Origin of the sequence: Erythrobacter epiphyticus (assembly GCF_034653295.1) — a bacterium.
Lineage (GTDB): Bacteria > Pseudomonadota > Alphaproteobacteria > Sphingomonadales > Sphingomonadaceae > Erythrobacter.
Genome location: NZ_JAYEEU010000010.1, coordinates 1 through 16,687 on the forward strand (window position 1 = coordinate 1; position 16,687 = coordinate 16,687).

Below are 16,687 nucleotides of genomic sequence, written 5' to 3' on the forward strand. Positions count from 1 at the left end.
CGTCGGCGCGGGCGGCGGAGGCGCGGGCGGCGGCGGAGGCGGCGGCGGAGCAGCCGCTTCGCCGGGCTTGCCGAGCACGCGGCGGCGCTTCACCTCGACCACAACCTTGTTGGTGCGGCCATGGCTGAAGGTCTGCTTGACCTCGCCCGCATCGACCGACCGCTTGAGGCCCAAAGGCTTGCGGGTGCGCTGGTTTTCGTCGTCGCTCATTACTGCAATTACGTCCTTCAATCCAAATTCACATCACATCAGGCGCGCGCTGTCAGCGCCCCTGCTTCGCCGGGCACATCCCGGCCATCATCTTGCGCAAACGCCATCAGCCGCGCGAGCGCATGACGCACCCTGTCCGCGGCCCTTTGGTCACCCGCATGCCCGGCAACACCGAGATGGACGACATTGTCGCGGCCCAATGCCACAGACAAAGCCGCGCGGTCCAGAGGCAAGCGCGTGCCTTGCAGACCCGAGCCTTCGGCATCGCTGCCAACCCGCCAGGCCTGATCGAGCTTGCGCCGCCCGTCTTCGCTGCTGTCACGGGCGTGGAGCAGCAAGGCGATCCGCCCCGAGCGCGCCTGTTCGGCAATCCGCGCCGAACCGAGCACGATCTGGCCCGAACGCAGTTCAAGCCCCAGCCGTTCGGCGAAACTGCGGGTCAGCGCGGCTTCCGCACGCGCGGCGAGATCATCGGGGATCGTCAGCGCCGCGCCCTTGAAAGCGCGCAGCAAGGCCCGCTTGAGACTGCCATCAGCAATCGCGGCTTCGAGCGCGCCGCGGCTCACGCCGATCCATGCGCCGCGCCCGGGAGCCTTGGCCGCCGGATCCGGCAAAACCAGGCCATCAGGCGCAATCGCAAGACGCAGCAGGCTGGCTCTGGCATCGGTGGAGCCGGTCAGCACACAGCGCCGCTCGCTCCCGCTTGCACGGGAGCTTGCCGCTTCAGAGATGTCGGGCGTCAGGCGCTCATTGGGTGGAGTCCGCACGGGCGGCCTCCTCGGTCGGCGCAGCAGCGTCCTCGTCTTCGAACCAATGGGCGCGGGCAGCCATGATGATTTCGTTGCCCTGCTCTTCGGAAAGGCCATATTCGCCCAGCACGCCGCCCTTGTCGGTTTCGCGCTGCGGACGACGCTGCGGCGGACCATCAGCATTGTTGCGGCGACGCGGTGCTTCGCGCTTCTTGGCGATCAGTTCGTCGGTGGCGAGGTCAGCAAGATCATCAAGCGTCTTGATCCCGGCCTTGCCGAGCGTGACAAGCATCGCTTCGGTGAGATGCGGGATTTCGGCGAGGGCATCCTCGACACCGAGTTCGCGGCGCACCTGACGATGCCCCTCTTCCTGCCGCTCAAGCGCTTCGAGCGCACGGCTTTGGAGTTCTTCGGCGAGCTCATCGTCGAAGCCTTGGATGCTGGCGAGTTCGGCCAGATCGACATAGGCGACTTCTTCGAGCTCGGCGAAGCCTTCGGCCACCAGCAGCTGCGAGAGCGTTTCATCGACGTCGAGCTCTTCCTCGAACATCTTCGAACGCTCGGCGAATTCCTTGGAGCGCTTCTCGGAAGCCTCTTCCTCGGTCATGATGTCGATCTGGTGCCCGGTGAGCTGGCTTGCCAGACGCACGTTCTGGCCGCGGCGACCGATGGCAAGCGACAGCTGATCATCGGGGACGACCACTTCGATGCGGCCATCTTCCTCATCAAGCACCACGCGGGCCACCGTCGCCGGCTGGAGCGCGTTGACGACGAAGGTCGCGGTGTCTTCCGACCAGGGGATGATATCGATCTTTTCGCCCTGCAATTCCTGCACCACCGCCTGCACGCGGCTGCCCTTCATGCCGACGCAGGCGCCGACCGGGTCAATCGAGGAATCGCGGCTGATCACGCCGATCTTGGCACGGCTGCCCGGATCGCGCGCGGCGGCCTTGATCTCGATGATGCCATCATAGATTTCGGGCACTTCCTGCGCGAACAGCTTCTTCATGAATTCGGGGTGCGCCCGGCTCAGGAAAATCTGCGGGCCGCGGTTGTTGCGCTCCACCTTCGTGATGAGCGCGCGGACACGCTCGCCCACACGGGCGGCTTCGCGCGGGATCTGCTGATCGCGGCGGATCACACCTTCGGCGCGGCCGAGGTTGACGATCACATGGCCGAATTCGACCGACTTGATCACGCCGGTGATGACTTCGCCCTGGCGGTCCTTGAATTCTTCATACTGACGCTCGCGCTCGGCATCGCGGACCTTCTGGAAGATCACCTGCTTGGCCGACTGCGCGTCGATACGGCCGAGATCGACCGGGGGCAGCGGATCGACGATGAAATCGCCGACCTTGGCACCGGGCTGGAGCTTTTCGGCCTGCTTGAGATCGACCTGCTTGAAGTAATCTTCAACCTGTTCGACCACTTCGACCACGCGCCACAGCGTCAGATCGCCGGTCAGCGGATCGAGCTTGGCACGGATATCATTTTCCGCGCCATAACGGTTGCGCGCGGATTTCTGGATCGCTTCTTCCATCGCCTCGATGACGATGGACTTGTCGATCATCTTTTCCGAGGCAACCGCGTTGGCGATCGCGAGGAGTTCGGCCTTGTTGGCGGAAATGGCGCTGGCCATCAGTCGTCTGCCTTTTCTTCTTCGTCGTGAGTGGTGAGGTCTTCGATCAGTTCGTCCGCGCCGCTCGTATCAAGCGGACGGGTTGCCGCAATCAGTGCATCGGTGAGCACCAACCGCGCGGAATGGATGTCGGAGAGCGGCAGCTTGACCGCGCCCGCCTTCACATCAGTGATGAGCGCGCAATCGCCCTCAAGCCCTTCGAGCACGCCCTTGTTGACGCGCTGGCCGTCATAGCCCTTGGCCATGACAATGCGCGCTTCGTGGCCGGCCCATTTGGCGAAGTCTTTCGGCCGGGTCAGCGGGCGATCAATCCCGGGCGAGGAAACTTCGAGATGATAGGCCTCTTCGATCAGGACTTCCCCCGCCTCTTCGGCGGCATCGATCGCATCGGACACACGGCGCGAGAGCGCGGCGCATTGATCAAGCACCAACTGACCCGTCGCCGGGTCTTCAGCCATGATCTGCAAGGCCTGCCCGCCATCGCCCGCTTCGGACGGGACCATCGCCACGCGCACCAGTTCAAACCCGAGCGCTTGCGCTTCGGGTTCGATCAACCGGGTCAGGCGGGCAATATCAATCACGAGGCTTCCTGTGTGCAACAATTCCGGCCCGCCAATGCATCGGAAACGGGCCTTCGGGCCGGCCCCCGAAGGCGCCAGCATCCAAACCTTGTCTCAACAATGTCGGGATGGGATGCCGCATAGGCCAAGCGGCGCGTTTTGGCAAGGGTAAAGCGCAGGCGCGCCTAGGCGCTGTCCTGATCCTCGAGGATCGCATGCTTGCGGATGGCATGGCGCAGCTGATCATAGCTGAGACCAAGCGCACGCGCGGTCTGACGCTGGTTCCAGCGATGCTTGCCCAGCGCATGGACGAGAATCATCCGCTCATGCGCATCCACCGCCGCGCGCAGATCAGTGACAGCATCGAAATCGCCATTTGCCAGCGCCGCCGGTGTCGCAGGAGTCGATGCCGCGGAAGGCGCGGGTGAAGCGGCGCGGCGATGTTCCGGCTGACGCGGCCGCCACGGGCTGTCGAAGGGATCGAACTGGACATGGGCAATCGCCTGCCCCGGATCATCCCAGCGATAGACCGCGCGCTCGATCACATTGCGCAGCTCGCGGACATTGCCGGGCCAGGCATAATCCTCGAGCGCGGCCATCACATGGGGCGCGAAGCCGGGCCAGCCTTCCCATCCCAGCTCGGCGGCCATACGGCGTCCGAAATGTTCGGCGAGCACGCCGATATCCCCTTCGCGCACCCGGAGCGGTGGTAGCGTGATCACCTCGAAACTCAGCCGGTCGAGCAAGTCGGCGCGAAACTCGCCCGAGGCCGCCAGCTTGGGCAGATCATCATTGGTCGCGGCAACGATCCGCACATCGACGCGGATCGGACGCGAGGCACCGATGCGGGTTACCTCGCCATATTCGACCGCGCGCAGCAGACGTTCCTGCGCGCCCATCGACAAGGTGCCGAGTTCGTCCAGAAACAAGGTGCCCTTGTCAGCTTCTTCAAACCGCCCTGCCCGCGCCTTGGTCGCGCCGGTGAAGGCACCCGCCTCATGGCCGAACAATTCGGCTTCGATCAGGGTTTCGGGGAGCGCTGCGCAATTCATCGTGACGAGCGGTTCGTCCCAGCGGCTCGACAGGCGGTGAAGGCGTTCGGCGATCAATTCCTTGCCGGTCCCGCGTTCGCCAATCACCAGCACGGGGCGACTCATCGGCGCGGCACGGCTCGCCCGCTCGACGGCATCGAGAAACGCTCCGGACTGGCCAATGAAATGACTCTCGCGCTTCATGCCCCAAGCTATAGTGAATTTCACCAAGCATTGGCAATAGGCGCCAGATGGGGCAGTTTTTCGGGGCGCCGAAATGGCGGATTTCCGCCATTTTCAGAGTTTGGCACGCGGGTTGCAAAAGGACTGGCATAACCAGTTTTCTCACGGGGAGACCCACCATGCTGAACCGCAACAACACCGCTCAGGCCTTCTGGCAAAGCAAACTTGGCCATGCTGCCCTTGCCAGCATCGCAGCCATGGTGCTGATGATCGCCGTGACGGCACAGATCATGCCCGGCGCCGCGAGCGCTGCCAGCCCGACGCACCCGGTGATCACCGCCGGTGCGGCACTGGAAGTCGCATGAGCAACCACGATCCCCTCGGGCCGGAGCGCCAGTCCCCCCCCGCCGATGCTGGCCACCAGGATGCGCGTCCCCTGCGTCCTGAACCCGCCAGCGACGCTCCGGCCCACCCTTCGATCTCGGCGCGCGGCCGCGTGTCGCGGCTCGATGCCGAAATCGAGGCCTTGCGTCACAGCCCCACTCCGACGCAGAACCGGGCGCAGAACACCGTCGGTGACCGCGCCGCATCCTTTCTTGATGGAGTAGCCTTCATGGGCATTTTCAGCCGCACTCGCGACATTATTGCCGCCAATTTCAATGACATGCTGGACAAGGCCGATGATCCGGCCAAGATGATCCGCATGATCATCCTCGAAATGGAGGAAACGCTGGTGGAAGTCCGCGCCAGCGCGGCGCGCACCATTGCCGATCAGAAGGAAATGCACCGCCACTGCGTCAAGCTTGACCGGCTCCAGGCTGATTGGGCGGAAAAGGCCCAGCTCGCCCTGTCGAAGGATCGCGAGGATCTCGCCCGCGCCGCGCTGGTCGAAAAGAAGAAGGCCGCGGACATGGCGGATCAGCTCAAGACCGAGATCGCGGTGCTTGATGATGCGCTGCGGGCCTATGAGGATGACATCCAGAAGTTGCAGCATCGCCTGCGCGAAGCCCGCAGCCGCCAGACCGCGATTGCCGCACGCCTCGAAAGCGCGGAAAACCGCGTGAAGCTGCGCACGCTGCTTTCGACCGAGCGCACCGATGAGGCGCTCGCCCGCTTCGACCAGCTCGAACGCCGGGTCGATTACGCCGAAGGCCGCGCCGATGCGCTACGGATTGCCGAAGGCTCGACGCCGAGCCTCGCGGATGAAATCGCCGCGCTCGAAGGGGCCGATGCAATTGATGACGAACTTGAAGCGATGAAGCAGGCGCTCGGCAAATCGGGCGACAACAAGGGGGAATAGACCATGGATTTTGGGAGTGAGATTTTTGTCGTCCCGGCGATTTTTATCGGTCTGCCTTGGGTGATCCTGCACTACGTCACGAAATGGAAGACGGCCGCCACCATCACCACCGATGATGAAGTGCTGCTGGAGGAACTCTACAACCTCGCCAAGCGGCTCGATCAGCGCATGGAAACGGTCGAACGGCTGGTGGCGAGTGATGACCCCGGCTTCACCCCGGCGCGCCGCCTGATCGCAGACCATGCAGAAGATAATGACCAGCTGCGCGAACTCGAACAGCTGATGGCAGAAAAGAAGGGAACGAGAGCATGAACAGCCCCCGCACCACGCTGTACCGCGACAAGCACAATGGCAAGATCATGGGCGTGTGCGCCGGGATCGCCGATTACACCGGGATTAATGTCTTCTGGGTGCGCATGGCGGCCTTCCTCTCGATCTTCATGCTGAGCGGGATGACCATCCTGGCCTACATTGCCGCCGGTCTCCTGCTCAACAAGAAGCCGCCCTATCTCTACCGCGACGCCAGCGAGCAGAAATACTGGCAGGGCGTTCGCCAGAGCCCCAAGCGAACCGCCCGCGAAATCCGCGCCAATTTCCGCGACATCGACCGGCGCCTCGCCGCGGTGGAAAGCCACTATGTTAGCAGCAACCCGCGCCTGACCGCCGAGATCGAGCGGCTGCGCTGAGCCCGAACACGTCACGAAGGGGGAAGTAAGTTATGGAAGGCATCATTGCCCTGATGATCCCGATCGTCGCCCTGATGATCCCGATTGTCGCCATCTGGACCAAGCACCAGCAGAAAATCGCCGAGATGCAGGTCGGCGCCACCGCCGAACAGACCGCTGAAAAGGCCGCGCAATATGCCAGCCACATCCAGCGGCTCGAAGACCGGGTGCAGGTGCTCGAACGCATCGTCACCGATCGCGGCTATGACATCGCAACCCAGATCGAAGCGCTGCGCGATACCCGCCGCGTTGATGAACAGGGCGCAGGCGTTCCGCTTGGCCTTGGTAGCAAGGAGCGCGTGTGATGGAGCTTGAGAAAACCCTGATGATCGCGCTGGTCATGGCTCTCGCCATCGGCGGCTGGCTGATCAACAACTGGATCCGCGCCAAATATGGCTATGCGGTTGAGGATTCCTGGGGCCGCAAGGTGGAACCGGCGGCCAATGCCGAAAATCTGCGGCTCAAGGCGGAAAACCGCGAACTCAATGACAAACTCGATGCCATGCAAGATCGTATGATCGTGCTGGAAAAGATCGTCACCGACCGCGGCTATTCGCTGAGCGCCGAAATCGAAGCGCTGCGTGATGCCCCCGCCATCGGGAAGGAGCGTGTGTGATGGGCCCTGAAGACTTTCTCCCTTATCTCGGCTGGATCATCGGCGGCGGCTTTGTGCTGGGGGCGATGGGCATTCTTGCCTCGTTCCAGACAACCCGCATGAAGATCAAGAACGGCTATCCGCTCGAAGGCATGTGGGGCCAATCGCTCAAGCCCGGCTCGGATGCGCAGAACGCCCAGCGCGTGACGCTGCTGACCCAGGAAAACGCGGAATTGCGCGCGGAACTCGGCAGCCTCAAGGACCGCATGGCCAATGTCGAGCGGATCGTCACCGATGGTGGCTATCACCTTGGCGCCGAGATTGACGCGCTGCGCGATCGCGCGCTCGCCAACCTCAAGGACAAGGGCGCGGCGTGATGCAGGAACAGCTGATCATTGCGATGACCCTGGTGGCGATCTGCCTGATTGCGGGCATCAGTCTCAACGGGATTGTCGACAAGGTCATGCAGGCCAAGCGGCTGCGCTACACGCACCTGCCGGCCCAGCCGACGGCCGAGATCCGCGAGATGGCCGAGCGCCAGCAGATGATCGAGGATCGCCTGCGCGTGCTCGAACGCATCGCCACCGATCGGGGGCACCTGCTCGCGGACGAGATTGAATCGCTGCGCGGCGCATCGCATGCCATCGGCCATTCAGCCGTCGAAAGCGGGGCGCGGGCACAATGAGCAGCTGGGCCATCGTTGCCATCGCGGGCATCATCATCTGGGGCATCGTCGAGATCGCCCGGGCGCGCGCCGGGATTATCACCGACGAAGACGGAAACCAGAAGATCGCCAAGCGCAAGGATGAGAAAAGCAAGGCGGAACTCATGGCCGCCAAGCGCGAGCTCGCCGACCTCAAGGAACGCGTCAAGGTGCTCGAACGCATCGCCACAGATGGCAACACCACTGATGCGCGCGAACGCGCGCGCATCGCCGCCGAAATCGAAGCGCTGCGGGGCTTGCCCGCCGCAAAGGAGGAACAGAGCGAATGATCACGCCCCTTCTTGATCCGACCCTTGTGATGGCTGGCACATGCCTTGCCGGGCTGATTGTCGTTGCGTCGGCCTTGCTCAAGGCGTGGCAGGGCTGGCTCGAACTGAAGCGCCAGGAACTTGGCCAGACGAGCCGCGCCATGCCTGATGAACACACCGGCGTTGGCACGGCCCGCATCGAACTCGCCGATCTCAAGGAACGCATCCGCAAGCTTGAAGCGATTGCCAGCGGAGTGGAGCTGTGAGCCGCGCCAGCGATACCGCCACGCAGGCGGGCATCGGCCTTGGCACGGCGATCGCGGTGGCGATCAGCTGGAGCGTCAACCAATCGATCCTGTGGGCGATCCTCCACGGCTTTTTCGGCTGGTTCTATGTGATCTGGCACGCCTTCACCCGTCCCGGCGGGTTGATGGGCTGATCGCGAATTTGCCCCTTCCCTGATCCGCTTGCGCTGCCTAAGTGGTTGCCATGCGCACCCTTCCCGACATTCTCGAAGAATATGAATTCCTCGAAGGCGATGAACGCTACGGGCTGCTGATCGAACTGGGGCGCAGCCTCGAACCGATGCCCGATGCGCTCAAGACCGATGCCACGCTGGTGCGCGGCTGTTCGGCGGCGGTGTGGGTCTATCCCGCCTCGCAGGAAGGCGATCGGCTGCATTTCCTTGCCGATAGCAATGCCGCCATCACCAAAGGCATTGTCGCGCTGGTGATTGCCGCGGTGCAGGACAAGCCCGCCGCCGAGGTCGCGGCGATGGATGTGATGGGCGCGCTCGCGCCGTTTGATCTCAAGAACCAGCTTTCGAGCAACCGCACCCAAGGCGTGCCCAATATGATCGCGCTGGTGAAAGAGCACGCGGGCCGGATCGCGGCCTCGGCCTGACACGCTGGCGCAGCGCGCCAACACCGTGTAAGCAGAGCTTCTGATTGCTCCCTGATGGAGGGGTTACCGCCATGCTTGCAGCTGCGCCGCCCGTCTGCTTCATCCTGACCGCTGATATGGCCAAGGCTCGCGGCTTTTACCGCGATACGCTCGGTCTGGTGGAAACGGGTGAAGACCCTTTCGCGATCACCTTTGATCTGGCGGGCACGATGCTGCGCCTGACGCAGGTGGCCGGCCACCAGCCCAGCCCCCACACGGTGCTCGGCTGGATGGTTGAGGATATCGAGGCGACGGTCGATGCGCTTACCGCCAAGGGCGTGGCCTGCGCGATCTATGAAGGCTTCGGGCAGGATGCGCGCGGGATCTGGAGCGATCCCGCATCAGGCACGCGGATTGCGTGGTTTCACGATCCTGAAGGCAATAATCTCAGCGTCACGCAATTCGCAGGCTGAGCCTAGAGGTTACGCCCGACTGTCTCGAAAGCCTCGCCGCCCGCGCCCACGCTGTCGCGCACCACGGCAAGCCCCGCTTCCTTCTGCGCTTTCAACTCGGCCTTCAGCTTCGCCGGATCGCGCGCGAAGACAAAGCCGAAGCTGACCCCGCCTTCCTTGCCGATGGTGGCATGATGCAGCTTGTGCGCCTGCACCAGACGCTTGGCATAGCCCTTGCGCGGCACCCACTTCCAGTAGCGCTGGTGGACGAGGCCATCATGCACCAGCGTATAGATCAGCCCGTAAAGCGTGATGCCAACCGCGACCCACCACATCCAGTCCCAGTAAAGCGAGCCGAAAATATACATCCCGGCGTTGATCGTGCCGAAGACAACGGCAAACAGATCATTCTTTTCCAGCACATTATTATGCGGCTCGTGGTGATCACGATGCCAACCCCAGCCCCAGCCGTGCATGATATATTTGTGCGCATACCACGCAAAGAATTCCATGCCGATCAGCGCGGCGAGAACGGTTGCGATTGCTTCAAGCCAGGTCATGCGGCCACCTCCACGGCCTTGAGGCTGCTCTCGCCCACACCGGCGCGGCGCGCCTGCGGCAGCGCCCACCACGGGACATCCGGGCGGCGGTGATGTTCGAGATGATAGCCAAAATGGAAACAGGACGCGAGGCTGGCCAGCGGGCCGAATTCCTCGCTGCGGGTGTTGTGACGGTCTGCGAAGACCGCAGCATCCTCGCCGCGCAGATGGCGGTGGGGACGAAACGTGCCAAAGTAGAAGAGCTGGAGCGACGAGCCGAGCGCAGGCAGGCCATAAAGCAGCACGATCTGCGCCATCGGCACATCAAGCGCCAGCCAGTAAATCCCCACCACGGTGTGGACAAAGGCGATCGAGCGCCAGCCGAAATAGCGCCGGAAAAACGTGCCATACCAGCGCCAGAAATCATCGGGATGATCTTCGTCGAAATCGGGATCACCCGGTCGGCCAGCCAGCTTGTGATGAGCGAAATGGGCATCGCGCAGTTGCTTCCACGCAAAGCCTGCATAGAGCGCCAGCAGCACCGCGCCGATCACCGAATTGGCGCGGGGGTGGCCGGGGACAAGGCTGCCGTGCATCGCATCGTGGCAGACGATGAACACGCCGACCGACAGCCAGCATTGCACGAAGGCCAATGCCAGCGCGAACGGCCAGTTCACCCAATCAAGCTCGAAAACGAACATCCCCCAGACATGGATGGAGAGCCACGACCCTGCGATCAGCACCGCAAGGCTCACGCCGATCAGGCCCTGAAGCTTGCGTGCCGGAAGGGTAAAGGGCTGTTCCATGTCAGGGATATACGCGCGAGGCCGTCACAAGGTTGCCTATACGGGTTTGCGGGCGCGCCGCAAATGCGTTTAGCACATGGCTAGTGCAGGAGATCAGCGCTCAGCCGTTTTCGGGGAAGAAGAACTGGCGCAGATGTTCGCCGATCCGCGCTGGGCGCAAGGTTTCGGCATCAATACAGCACCAGCTTGATTTGACTTCGGCGAGCACATCCTCACCGCGCTTGATCACGGTGTGATAAAAGGCGCGCGCGCCATTGAAGCTTTCCAGCACCGTCTGCGCGATGACATCATCCTCGAGGAAGGCGGGCTTGCGATAGGTGATCTCGTGCTTGAGCGCGACCCAGGCCTTGCTCGCCACATCTTCCGCCGGCGCCAGCTTGTTCCAATGTGCCAGCACCGCATCCTGCACCCAATTGAGGTAGCGGGCGTTGTTGACATGGCCCATGAAATCAATGTCGGCAGGCTCAACCGTAATGGGATGATCAAAGCTGGCGGGGCTGGCTGCGGGCTGATTCACTGACATGTTTGTAAGTTACCGCAGTTTTCGTGTATTTTCCATGACCAAACGGGGCACATCGCCGATATTCTTGCATCGCGGGCTTTTTCGTCGCTAAGGCGCATCGGGAAAGGAAGCGAACCGCCATGGCCTCTCGTCCGCGCACTCTCTACCAGAAGATCTGGGATGCCCACGTGGTCGAGACCCGCGAGGATGGCACGGCGCTGGTCTATATTGATCGCCATCTCGTCCACGAGGTGACGAGCCCGCAAGCCTTTGATGCCTTGCGGCTGTCGGGCCGGACAGTGCGTCGCCCTGAACTTACCTTGGCTGTGCCCGATCACAATCTGCCGACCACGCCGCGGGTTGGCCCGGATGGCAAGCGCCTGCCGATCGCGGATAGTGAAAGCGCAGGCCAGCTTGCCGCGCTTGAAAAGAACGCCCCCGAATTCGGCATCCGCTATATTGATGCGACCGCCCCCGAACAGGGGATCGTCCATGTTGTCGGCCCGGAACAGGGCTTTTCCTTGCCCGGCACCACGATTGTCTGCGGGGATTCGCACACCGCCTGCCACGGCGGTCTGGGCGCACTCGCCTTCGGGATTGGCACCAGCGAGGTCGAGCATGTGCTGGCGACGCAGACGTTGCTGCTCCAGCAGTCCAAGGCGATGGAAGTGCGCGTGACCAGCAGCCTCGGCCCCGGTGTGACCGCGAAAGACCTGATCCTCCACATCATCGGCACAATCGGCGCGGCGGGTGGCTCGGGCTACGTGATCGAATATCGCGGCGATGTCTTTGCCGCGATGAGCGTCGAGGAACGCCTCACCGTCTGCAATATGAGTATCGAGGCGGGCGCCCGCGCGGGGCTGATCGCGCCCGATGATGTCACCTTCGCCTATCTCAAGGGACGCCCGCTCGCCCCCGCAGGCGCCGATTGGGACGCGGCGGTTGCCTATTGGCGCACGCTTCATTCCGATGATGGTGCGGTGTTCGACAAGAGCGTGGTGATCGATGCCAGCACCGTCGAGCCGAGCGTCACCTGGGGCACCAGCCCCGAAGATGTGGTCCCGATTGGGGGGTGCATTCCGCATCCTGAAGATTTCGCCGATGAAGCCAAGCGCATCGCCGCGCAGAAATCGCTCGACTACATGGGCCTCACCCCCGGCACCCCGATGACTGAGGTGCCGATCGAGAATGTCTTCATCGGCTCCTGCACCAACAGCCGCATCGAAGACCTGCGCGCCGCCGCCGCTGTCCTCAAAGGCCGCCGCAAGGCCGATAACGTGCGCTGGGCCATCGTCGTGCCCGGTTCGGGCCTCGTCAAGCGACAGGCCGAAGCCGAAGGTCTCGACAAGGTGTTCACCGAAGCCGGTTTCGAGTGGCGCGAGCCGGGATGTTCGGCCTGCCTCGGCATGAACCCCGACAAAGTGCCGCCGGGCGAGCGCTGCGCTTCGACCTCGAACCGCAATTTCGTCGGGCGCCAAGGCCCCGGCGCGCGCACCCATCTTGTCTCGCCCGCAATGGCAGCCGCTGCGGCTGTCACCGGGCGGCTGACCGACGTGCGCACCCTCGGCTGAACCCCCTCTTGCAACCCGCGCCCACGAGGCGCATGAGATTAGCCATGAGCAACAAGACCCCCAAGAAATCCTCCGGCAACAAGGCGGCGCTCGGTGCTGCTGCGATCGGCTCGGCAGCGGTGGCCGCTGCCCTGCTTTACGCGGGCAAGCGCTTCCTCAAGAAGTCCGAAGACACCAAGACCCCGCCCACCATCCCCTCTGGCGAGCCGCCCGAAACCGATTGAGGAGCCGCTGCGCATGGAGCCGCTGAAACAGGTCGCCGGGCGCGCCATTCCGCTTGGTCTGAAGAATGTCGACACCGACATCATCATTCCGGCGCGCTGGCTCAAGACGATCACCCGCGAAGGGCTTGGCCGTGGCGCCTTCGAGACCATCCGCGCCGAGCCCGGCAATGTGTTCGACGATCCGGCCTATGCCGGCGCCCCGATCCTGATTGCGGGCGACAATTTCGGTTGCGGGTCAAGCCGCGAACACGCCGCCTGGGCGATGCTCGATCTCGGCATCAAGGTGGTTATCGCCCCGTCCTTTTCGGACATTTTCTCGGGCAATGCCGTCAAGAACGGGATCCTGCCGGTGGTGCTGCTGCAGGCCGCGATTGACCGCCTGCTCGAAGTGGCCCAGGCGGGCGAGCCGATCGATGTCGATCTCGAAAGCATGACAGTGACGACCCCGTTTCAGGATCGTTTCACCTTCGAACTCGATGCGTTTCGCCGCCATTGCCTGCTCAACGGGCTCGACGAAGTGGCGCTCACGCTGGAACGCGACACCGCTATCAGCGCCTTCGAGGCACGCAGGGCCGGACAGCAAAGCTGGCTGATGCGCGGCACCGCTGCCTGATTGCAAGACCCAAGGGAGAGGAAATCATGAAAGCCATTCGCACCCACGCTGTCGGTGGGCCGGAAACCCTGACGCTCGATGAGATCGCAGCCCCCGCGCCCGGCAAGGGCGAAGTGCTGGTCGCGGTCAAGGCCTGCGCCATCAATTACCCCGACGGCCTGATCATCCGCGACATGTACCAGTTCAAGCCGCAGCGTCCCTTTTCGCCCGGCGGCGAGATTTCGGGCGTGATCGAAGCAGTCGGCGAAGGGGTGGAAGGCTTTGCCGTGGGGGACCGGGTGCTCGCCGGGATCGGCCATGGCGGGTTGGCCGAAAAGGTGATCGTCCCCGCAGGCCGCATGTTCAAGGTGCCCGATGGCGTGCCCTTCGAAAAAGCCGCCTCGCTGCTGATGACCTATGGCACCACCATCCACGGCCTCAAGGACCGCGGGCACATCAAGGCGGGCGACACCGTCTTGATCCTTGGCGCGGCGGGCGGCGTGGGGCTTTCGGCTATCGAACTCAGCAAGGCATTTGGCGCGCGCGTCGTTGCCGCCGTCTCCTCCGAAGCCAAGGGTGAAGTCGCCCGCAAGGCCGGGGCCGATGCGGTGGTGATCTACCCGCGCGAGGCGATGGACAAGGACGCTTCGAAAGCTCTTGCCGATGCCTTCAAGAAGGCCTGCGGGCCGGAGGGCGCGAATATCGTCTATGACATCGTCGGCGGGCAATATTCCGAGCCTGCCCTGCGCGCCATTGCCTGGGAGGGCCGCTTCCTCGTGGTCGGCTTCCCCGCCGGGATCGCCAAGATGCCGCTCAACCTTACCCTGCTGAAGTCCTGCGACATCTGCGGCGTGTTCTGGGGCGCCTTCACCGCGCGCGATCCGCAAGGCTTCCATGCGCAGGTGAACGAGCTGTTCGACCTGATTAAGGCGGGCAAGATCGATCCGCTGGTGTCCGAGACCTTCCCCCTTGCCCGCGCGGGCGATGCCATTGCCAAGCTCGAAGCGCGCGAAGCGGTGGGCAAGCTGGTGGTGACAATGGACTGACTTGCTCCCGGCACCGCTTGCTCCGCCGCATCAAGGTGCCTATTTTGCAACAACACACACCAGAGGGATATCCCATGACCGATTTCAAGGATCGTGAACGCGCCGAAGAAGCCAAGTTTGCGATGGATCAGGACACCGCCTTCCGCATTGCTGCCCGTCGTAACCGTTTGCTCGGTGAATGGGCGGCCGCAGCCATGAACCTCACCGCCGAGGAAACCGATGCCTACAAGAAGGCGGTCGTGCAGGCCGATTTCGAGGAAGCGGGCGATGAAGACGTGATCCGCAAGCTGCTCGGCGATCTCACCGCCGCGGGCACGGACATCACCGAAGCGGACATCCGCGCCAAGCTTGATGAAATGACGATCGAGGCGCGCCGCCAGCTGATGGGCGAGGCGTAAGGCCCATGCCGATGACTGCTCAGGCCATCGAGGAAGCAATCCTCGCCGCCCTGCCGGGCGCCACGGTCGAACTCACCGATCTGGCGGGCGATAATGATCACTGGGCGGCCACCGTCACCGCGCCGCAATTTGTCGGCAAAAGCCGCGTTGCCCAGCACAAGCTAGTCTATGCCGCATTCGGCGGACGCATGGGCGGCGAACTGCACGCCTTGCAAGTCACCACCCGCACTCCCACCTAACCTGCAACCGCAAGCAAACGAAGGCCGCACCCACCATGGCTGATACCCACGCCCGTATTTCCGATCTCGTCACCAGCAATGATGTGGTGCTGTTCATGAAAGGCACCCCGCTTTTCCCACAATGCGGCTTCTCGAGCCGTGCGGTTGCGATCCTCGATCATTGCGGTGTCGCCTATGAAAGCGTCGATGTGCTGCAGGACATGGAAATCCGTCAGGGCATCAAGAGCTTTTCCGATTGGCCGACCATTCCGCAGCTTTATGTGAAGGGTGAATTCGTCGGCGGCAGTGACATCATGATGGAGATGTTCGAAGCGGGCGAATTGCAGCAGCTGCTCAACGAACAGGGTGTCCCCAAGGTGTCCTGACGCACAACCCAGAGCCATAAGCAAAAAACCGCTCCGCAGGACCAGTGCGGAGCGGTTTTTTATTGGGGGAGGCGCAACCCAGAGACCAGGAAGATCGCGCCTCTCGTCAAAGACCACTATGACATGTGAAATTATGCACAGCGCGTGCCAAAGTCAATAATTCTCTGATATTTCAGCATTTCCACGCGCAGGCCTTCGACAATCTTCTGCCGATTGTCAGAAAATCCGACATATGGTTGCGCCCAGTTTTACCACGCTTGCCTCTTGGCAAGGTCTGCGCGGCGCGTCATCTTCGATCGTGATGAACACACCCGCCCCGCCGCACGGCATCCCTGCCGCCACCATCATCATCTATCGCAACTGTCCTGCTGGCGGTTTGCCGCAAGTGTTGATGACCGTGCGCTCCAAGGGGATGGCTTTTGCCGGCGGGATGGCGGTGTTTCCGGGCGGGCGCGTTGATCCGGCAGACTTCGCACTGGCAGAAGCGGTCGTTCGCAGCGGCGAGACCACGCTGGCCGATGATGAAGCGGCGCACCAGATCGCTGCCGTGCGCGAAACACTTGAAGAAACCGGGCTGGCGCTTGGCCTTGCCGGTGACATTTCGGCGGAAAGCGCGGCGGCCGCGCGCGCCATGCTGGCGGAATCCGGCACGCTTGCCCCCGTGCTGGAGGCCTTTGGCTGGAGCCTCGACTTTTCCCAGATCACGCCCTTTGCGCGCTGGTTTCCCAAGAACGAGAACATTCCGCGCGTCTACGACACGCGCTTCTACCTCGCTGATCTTGGCACGGGCGCTGTCGATGTATCGATCGATCATGCCGAAAACACCCATCTGTTCTGGACCAGTGCCAAGGGCGCGCTTGAGGCGGCTGACCGGGGCGAGATCAAGCTGATTTTCCCGACCCGCCGCAATCTGGAACGCCTTGCCCTGTTCGGCTCCTTTGCCGAAGCCAAGGCACAGGCCGAAGCCATTCCGGTGCGCACAATCATGCCGCAAGTGGTCGAGCAGGACGGCAAGCCATGGCTCATGATCCTGGAGGATGCAGGCTATCCGGTGACGGGCGAGCTGCTCGACAGCGTGGCGCGGGGATAGGCCGGCGTTTGCGCCGG

Annotated in this window: 29 protein-coding genes; 21 read left to right on the forward strand and 8 right to left on the reverse strand. The window is 63.0% G+C overall.

The annotated features are described in order from the left end of the window. The 5 genes from SOQ14_RS13145 to pspF form a co-directional block, all read right to left on the reverse strand. Nucleotides 1-210, reverse strand: a 210-nt coding sequence (locus SOQ14_RS13145) for a translation initiation factor IF-2 associated domain-containing protein (RefSeq protein WP_322898579.1), incomplete at its 3' end; no start/stop codon positions are given. 38 nt (nt 211-248) lie between these two features. Continuing rightward, a complete protein-coding gene (locus SOQ14_RS13150; protein ID WP_322898580.1) occupies nt 249-977 on the reverse strand; it encodes a DUF448 domain-containing protein in 729 nt (242 codons plus the stop codon). After that, entirely contained in the window at nt 958-2,598 is a 1,641-nt protein-coding gene (gene nusA, locus SOQ14_RS13155) for a transcription termination factor NusA (RefSeq protein WP_322898581.1), read from the reverse strand. Before nusA ends, SOQ14_RS13150 begins: the two co-directional genes overlap by 20 nt. After that, the gene (rimP, locus tag SOQ14_RS13160) at nt 2,598-3,179 is read right to left on the reverse strand and encodes a ribosome maturation protein RimP (protein WP_322898582.1); all 582 of its coding nucleotides are present in this window, start codon (nt 3,177-3,179) and stop codon (nt 2,598-2,600) included. Before rimP ends, nusA begins: the two co-directional genes overlap by 1 nt. A 164-nt stretch (nt 3,180-3,343) precedes the next feature. Further along, nucleotides 3,344-4,393, reverse strand: a complete 1,050-nt coding sequence (gene pspF / locus SOQ14_RS13165) for a phage shock protein operon transcriptional activator (RefSeq protein ID WP_322898583.1) — start codon at nt 4,391-4,393, stop codon at nt 3,344-3,346. A 158-nt stretch (nt 4,394-4,551) separates the two neighbouring features. Between pspF and SOQ14_RS13170 the strand changes: the two genes are divergently transcribed. The 13 genes from SOQ14_RS13170 (at nt 4,552) to SOQ14_RS13230 (ending at nt 9,319) form a co-directional block, all read left to right on the forward strand. Beyond that, nucleotides 4,552-4,737 carry a hypothetical protein gene (locus SOQ14_RS13170; protein WP_322898584.1) on the forward strand — a complete coding sequence of 62 codons (186 nt, stop codon included), beginning with the start codon at nt 4,552-4,554 and terminating at the stop codon, nt 4,735-4,737. Then, complete coding sequence (gene pspA, locus SOQ14_RS13175; protein WP_416232764.1) at nt 4,734-5,672, forward strand: phage shock protein PspA; 939 nt, start codon at nt 4,734-4,736, stop codon at nt 5,670-5,672. The genes SOQ14_RS13170 and pspA overlap by 4 nt, the downstream gene beginning before the upstream one ends. Nucleotides 5,673-5,675: 3 nt before the next feature. Further along, nucleotides 5,676-5,984 (forward strand): envelope stress response membrane protein PspB, encoded by a 309-nt coding sequence (gene pspB, locus SOQ14_RS13180; RefSeq protein ID WP_322898585.1) that lies wholly within the window; start codon nt 5,676-5,678, stop codon nt 5,982-5,984. Beyond that, on the forward strand, nt 5,981-6,358 hold the full coding sequence (pspC, locus tag SOQ14_RS13185) for an envelope stress response membrane protein PspC (RefSeq protein WP_322898586.1): 378 nt from the start codon (nt 5,981-5,983) through the stop codon (nt 6,356-6,358). Before pspB ends, pspC begins: the two co-directional genes overlap by 4 nt. Before the next feature lie 32 nt (nt 6,359-6,390). After that, entirely contained in the window at nt 6,391-6,702 is a 312-nt protein-coding gene (locus SOQ14_RS13190) for a hypothetical protein (RefSeq protein WP_322898587.1), read from the forward strand. Beyond that, nucleotides 6,702-7,013 (forward strand): hypothetical protein, encoded by a 312-nt coding sequence (locus SOQ14_RS13195; RefSeq protein ID WP_322898588.1) that lies wholly within the window; start codon nt 6,702-6,704, stop codon nt 7,011-7,013. Before SOQ14_RS13190 ends, SOQ14_RS13195 begins: the two co-directional genes overlap by 1 nt. Then, entirely contained in the window at nt 7,013-7,369 is a 357-nt protein-coding gene (locus SOQ14_RS13200) for a hypothetical protein (RefSeq protein ID WP_322898589.1), read from the forward strand. Before SOQ14_RS13195 ends, SOQ14_RS13200 begins: the two co-directional genes overlap by 1 nt. Further along, a complete protein-coding gene (locus tag SOQ14_RS13205) occupies nt 7,369-7,677 on the forward strand; it encodes a hypothetical protein (protein ID WP_322898590.1) in 309 nt (102 codons plus the stop codon). Before SOQ14_RS13200 ends, SOQ14_RS13205 begins: the two co-directional genes overlap by 1 nt. Then, complete coding sequence (locus SOQ14_RS13210; RefSeq protein ID WP_322898591.1) at nt 7,674-7,985, forward strand: hypothetical protein; 312 nt, start codon at nt 7,674-7,676, stop codon at nt 7,983-7,985. Before SOQ14_RS13205 ends, SOQ14_RS13210 begins: the two co-directional genes overlap by 4 nt. Continuing rightward, a complete protein-coding gene (locus SOQ14_RS13215; RefSeq protein WP_322898592.1) occupies nt 7,982-8,230 on the forward strand; it encodes a hypothetical protein in 249 nt (82 codons plus the stop codon). Before SOQ14_RS13210 ends, SOQ14_RS13215 begins: the two co-directional genes overlap by 4 nt. After that, the gene (locus SOQ14_RS13220) at nt 8,227-8,403 is read left to right on the forward strand and encodes a hypothetical protein (RefSeq protein WP_322898593.1); all 177 of its coding nucleotides are present in this window, start codon (nt 8,227-8,229) and stop codon (nt 8,401-8,403) included. Before SOQ14_RS13215 ends, SOQ14_RS13220 begins: the two co-directional genes overlap by 4 nt. A gap of 50 nt (nt 8,404-8,453) precedes the next feature. Then, complete coding sequence (locus SOQ14_RS13225) at nt 8,454-8,867, forward strand: SufE family protein (protein WP_322898594.1); 414 nt, start codon at nt 8,454-8,456, stop codon at nt 8,865-8,867. Nucleotides 8,868-8,938: 71 nt separating this feature from the next. Beyond that, nucleotides 8,939-9,319: a VOC family protein gene (locus SOQ14_RS13230; protein WP_322898595.1), complete on the forward strand. Its 381-nt coding sequence runs from the start codon at nt 8,939-8,941 to the stop codon at nt 9,317-9,319. A gap of 2 nt (nt 9,320-9,321) precedes the next feature. Here SOQ14_RS13230 and SOQ14_RS13235 read toward each other — a convergent pair whose 3' ends face one another. The 3 genes from SOQ14_RS13235 to SOQ14_RS13245 all read right to left on the reverse strand — a co-directional run bounded on the left by SOQ14_RS13235 (nt 9,322) and on the right by SOQ14_RS13245 (nt 11,166). Continuing rightward, nucleotides 9,322-9,858: a sterol desaturase family protein gene (locus SOQ14_RS13235; RefSeq protein WP_322898596.1), complete on the reverse strand. Its 537-nt coding sequence runs from the start codon at nt 9,856-9,858 to the stop codon at nt 9,322-9,324. Further along, entirely contained in the window at nt 9,855-10,643 is a 789-nt protein-coding gene (locus SOQ14_RS13240) for a fatty acid desaturase (RefSeq protein ID WP_322898597.1), read from the reverse strand. The genes SOQ14_RS13235 and SOQ14_RS13240 overlap by 4 nt, the downstream gene beginning before the upstream one ends. A 100-nt stretch (nt 10,644-10,743) precedes the next feature. Then, entirely contained in the window at nt 10,744-11,166 is a 423-nt protein-coding gene (locus tag SOQ14_RS13245) for an acyl-CoA thioesterase (protein ID WP_322898598.1), read from the reverse strand. A 119-nt stretch (nt 11,167-11,285) separates the two neighbouring features. Here SOQ14_RS13245 and leuC point away from each other — a divergent pair, with 119 nt between their 5' ends. The 8 genes from leuC (at nt 11,286) to SOQ14_RS13285 (ending at nt 16,670) form a co-directional block, all read left to right on the forward strand. After that, nucleotides 11,286-12,716, forward strand: a complete 1,431-nt coding sequence (leuC, locus tag SOQ14_RS13250; RefSeq protein WP_322898599.1) for a 3-isopropylmalate dehydratase large subunit — start codon at nt 11,286-11,288, stop codon at nt 12,714-12,716. A gap of 44 nt (nt 12,717-12,760) precedes the next feature. Next, nucleotides 12,761-12,940 carry an isopropylmalate isomerase gene (locus tag SOQ14_RS13255; RefSeq protein WP_322898600.1) on the forward strand — a complete coding sequence of 60 codons (180 nt, stop codon included), beginning with the start codon at nt 12,761-12,763 and terminating at the stop codon, nt 12,938-12,940. A 13-nt stretch (nt 12,941-12,953) separates the two neighbouring features. Continuing rightward, a complete protein-coding gene (gene leuD, locus SOQ14_RS13260; protein ID WP_322898601.1) occupies nt 12,954-13,553 on the forward strand; it encodes a 3-isopropylmalate dehydratase small subunit in 600 nt (199 codons plus the stop codon). A gap of 26 nt (nt 13,554-13,579) precedes the next feature. After that, a complete protein-coding gene (locus SOQ14_RS13265; RefSeq protein ID WP_322898602.1) occupies nt 13,580-14,578 on the forward strand; it encodes an NADPH:quinone oxidoreductase family protein in 999 nt (332 codons plus the stop codon). 74 nt (nt 14,579-14,652) lie between these two features. Beyond that, nucleotides 14,653-14,976: a DUF1476 domain-containing protein gene (locus SOQ14_RS13270; protein ID WP_322898603.1), complete on the forward strand. Its 324-nt coding sequence runs from the start codon at nt 14,653-14,655 to the stop codon at nt 14,974-14,976. A gap of 5 nt (nt 14,977-14,981) precedes the next feature. Continuing rightward, nucleotides 14,982-15,215 (forward strand): BolA/IbaG family iron-sulfur metabolism protein, encoded by a 234-nt coding sequence (locus SOQ14_RS13275; RefSeq protein ID WP_322898604.1) that lies wholly within the window; start codon nt 14,982-14,984, stop codon nt 15,213-15,215. Nucleotides 15,216-15,250: 35 nt separating this feature from the next. Continuing rightward, nucleotides 15,251-15,580, forward strand: coding sequence for a Grx4 family monothiol glutaredoxin (grxD, locus tag SOQ14_RS13280; RefSeq protein WP_322898605.1), 330 nt, complete (start codon nt 15,251-15,253; stop codon nt 15,578-15,580). A 301-nt stretch (nt 15,581-15,881) separates the two neighbouring features. Continuing rightward, complete coding sequence (locus SOQ14_RS13285) at nt 15,882-16,670, forward strand: NUDIX hydrolase (RefSeq protein ID WP_322898606.1); 789 nt, start codon at nt 15,882-15,884, stop codon at nt 16,668-16,670. The last annotated feature ends 17 nt before the right edge of the window (nt 16,671-16,687 follow it).

Bases quoted from the DNA above. Each gene is read 5' to 3' on its own strand.
- SOQ14_RS13195 (WP_322898588.1), top strand. From the start codon at position 6,702: ATGGAGCTTGAGAAAACCCTGATGATCGCGCTGGTCATGGCTCTCGCC.
- leuC (WP_322898599.1), top strand. From the start codon at position 11,286: ATGGCCTCTCGTCCGCGCACTCTCTACCAGAAGATCTGGGATGCCCAC.
- pspF (WP_322898583.1), bottom strand. From the start codon at position 4,393: ATGAAGCGCGAGAGTCATTTCATTGGCCAGTCCGGAGCGTTTCTCGAT.
- SOQ14_RS13245 (WP_322898598.1), bottom strand. From the start codon at position 11,166: ATGTCAGTGAATCAGCCCGCAGCCAGCCCCGCCAGCTTTGATCATCCC.
- nusA (WP_322898581.1), bottom strand. From the start codon at position 2,598: ATGGCCAGCGCCATTTCCGCCAACAAGGCCGAACTCCTCGCGATCGCC.
- SOQ14_RS13285 (WP_322898606.1), top strand. From the start codon at position 15,882: ATGAACACACCCGCCCCGCCGCACGGCATCCCTGCCGCCACCATCATC.
- SOQ14_RS13170 (WP_322898584.1), top strand. From the start codon at position 4,552: ATGCTGAACCGCAACAACACCGCTCAGGCCTTCTGGCAAAGCAAACTT.
- SOQ14_RS13240 (WP_322898597.1), bottom strand. From the start codon at position 10,643: ATGGAACAGCCCTTTACCCTTCCGGCACGCAAGCTTCAGGGCCTGATC.
- SOQ14_RS13225 (WP_322898594.1), top strand. From the start codon at position 8,454: ATGCGCACCCTTCCCGACATTCTCGAAGAATATGAATTCCTCGAAGGC.
- grxD (WP_322898605.1), top strand. From the start codon at position 15,251: ATGGCTGATACCCACGCCCGTATTTCCGATCTCGTCACCAGCAATGAT.
- SOQ14_RS13215 (WP_322898592.1), top strand. From the start codon at position 7,982: ATGATCACGCCCCTTCTTGATCCGACCCTTGTGATGGCTGGCACATGC.
- SOQ14_RS13200 (WP_322898589.1), top strand. From the start codon at position 7,013: ATGGGCCCTGAAGACTTTCTCCCTTATCTCGGCTGGATCATCGGCGGC.
- SOQ14_RS13205 (WP_322898590.1), top strand. From the start codon at position 7,369: ATGCAGGAACAGCTGATCATTGCGATGACCCTGGTGGCGATCTGCCTG.
- SOQ14_RS13255 (WP_322898600.1), top strand. From the start codon at position 12,761: ATGAGCAACAAGACCCCCAAGAAATCCTCCGGCAACAAGGCGGCGCTC.
- pspC (WP_322898586.1), top strand. From the start codon at position 5,981: ATGAACAGCCCCCGCACCACGCTGTACCGCGACAAGCACAATGGCAAG.
- SOQ14_RS13210 (WP_322898591.1), top strand. From the start codon at position 7,674: ATGAGCAGCTGGGCCATCGTTGCCATCGCGGGCATCATCATCTGGGGC.
- leuD (WP_322898601.1), top strand. From the start codon at position 12,954: ATGGAGCCGCTGAAACAGGTCGCCGGGCGCGCCATTCCGCTTGGTCTG.
- SOQ14_RS13275 (WP_322898604.1), top strand. From the start codon at position 14,982: ATGCCGATGACTGCTCAGGCCATCGAGGAAGCAATCCTCGCCGCCCTG.
- SOQ14_RS13265 (WP_322898602.1), top strand. From the start codon at position 13,580: ATGAAAGCCATTCGCACCCACGCTGTCGGTGGGCCGGAAACCCTGACG.
- SOQ14_RS13235 (WP_322898596.1), bottom strand. From the start codon at position 9,858: ATGACCTGGCTTGAAGCAATCGCAACCGTTCTCGCCGCGCTGATCGGC.
- SOQ14_RS13230 (WP_322898595.1), top strand. From the start codon at position 8,939: ATGCTTGCAGCTGCGCCGCCCGTCTGCTTCATCCTGACCGCTGATATG.
- pspA (WP_416232764.1), top strand. From the start codon at position 4,734: ATGAGCAACCACGATCCCCTCGGGCCGGAGCGCCAGTCCCCCCCCGCC.
- SOQ14_RS13190 (WP_322898587.1), top strand. From the start codon at position 6,391: ATGGAAGGCATCATTGCCCTGATGATCCCGATCGTCGCCCTGATGATC.
- SOQ14_RS13270 (WP_322898603.1), top strand. From the start codon at position 14,653: ATGACCGATTTCAAGGATCGTGAACGCGCCGAAGAAGCCAAGTTTGCG.
- pspB (WP_322898585.1), top strand. From the start codon at position 5,676: ATGGATTTTGGGAGTGAGATTTTTGTCGTCCCGGCGATTTTTATCGGT.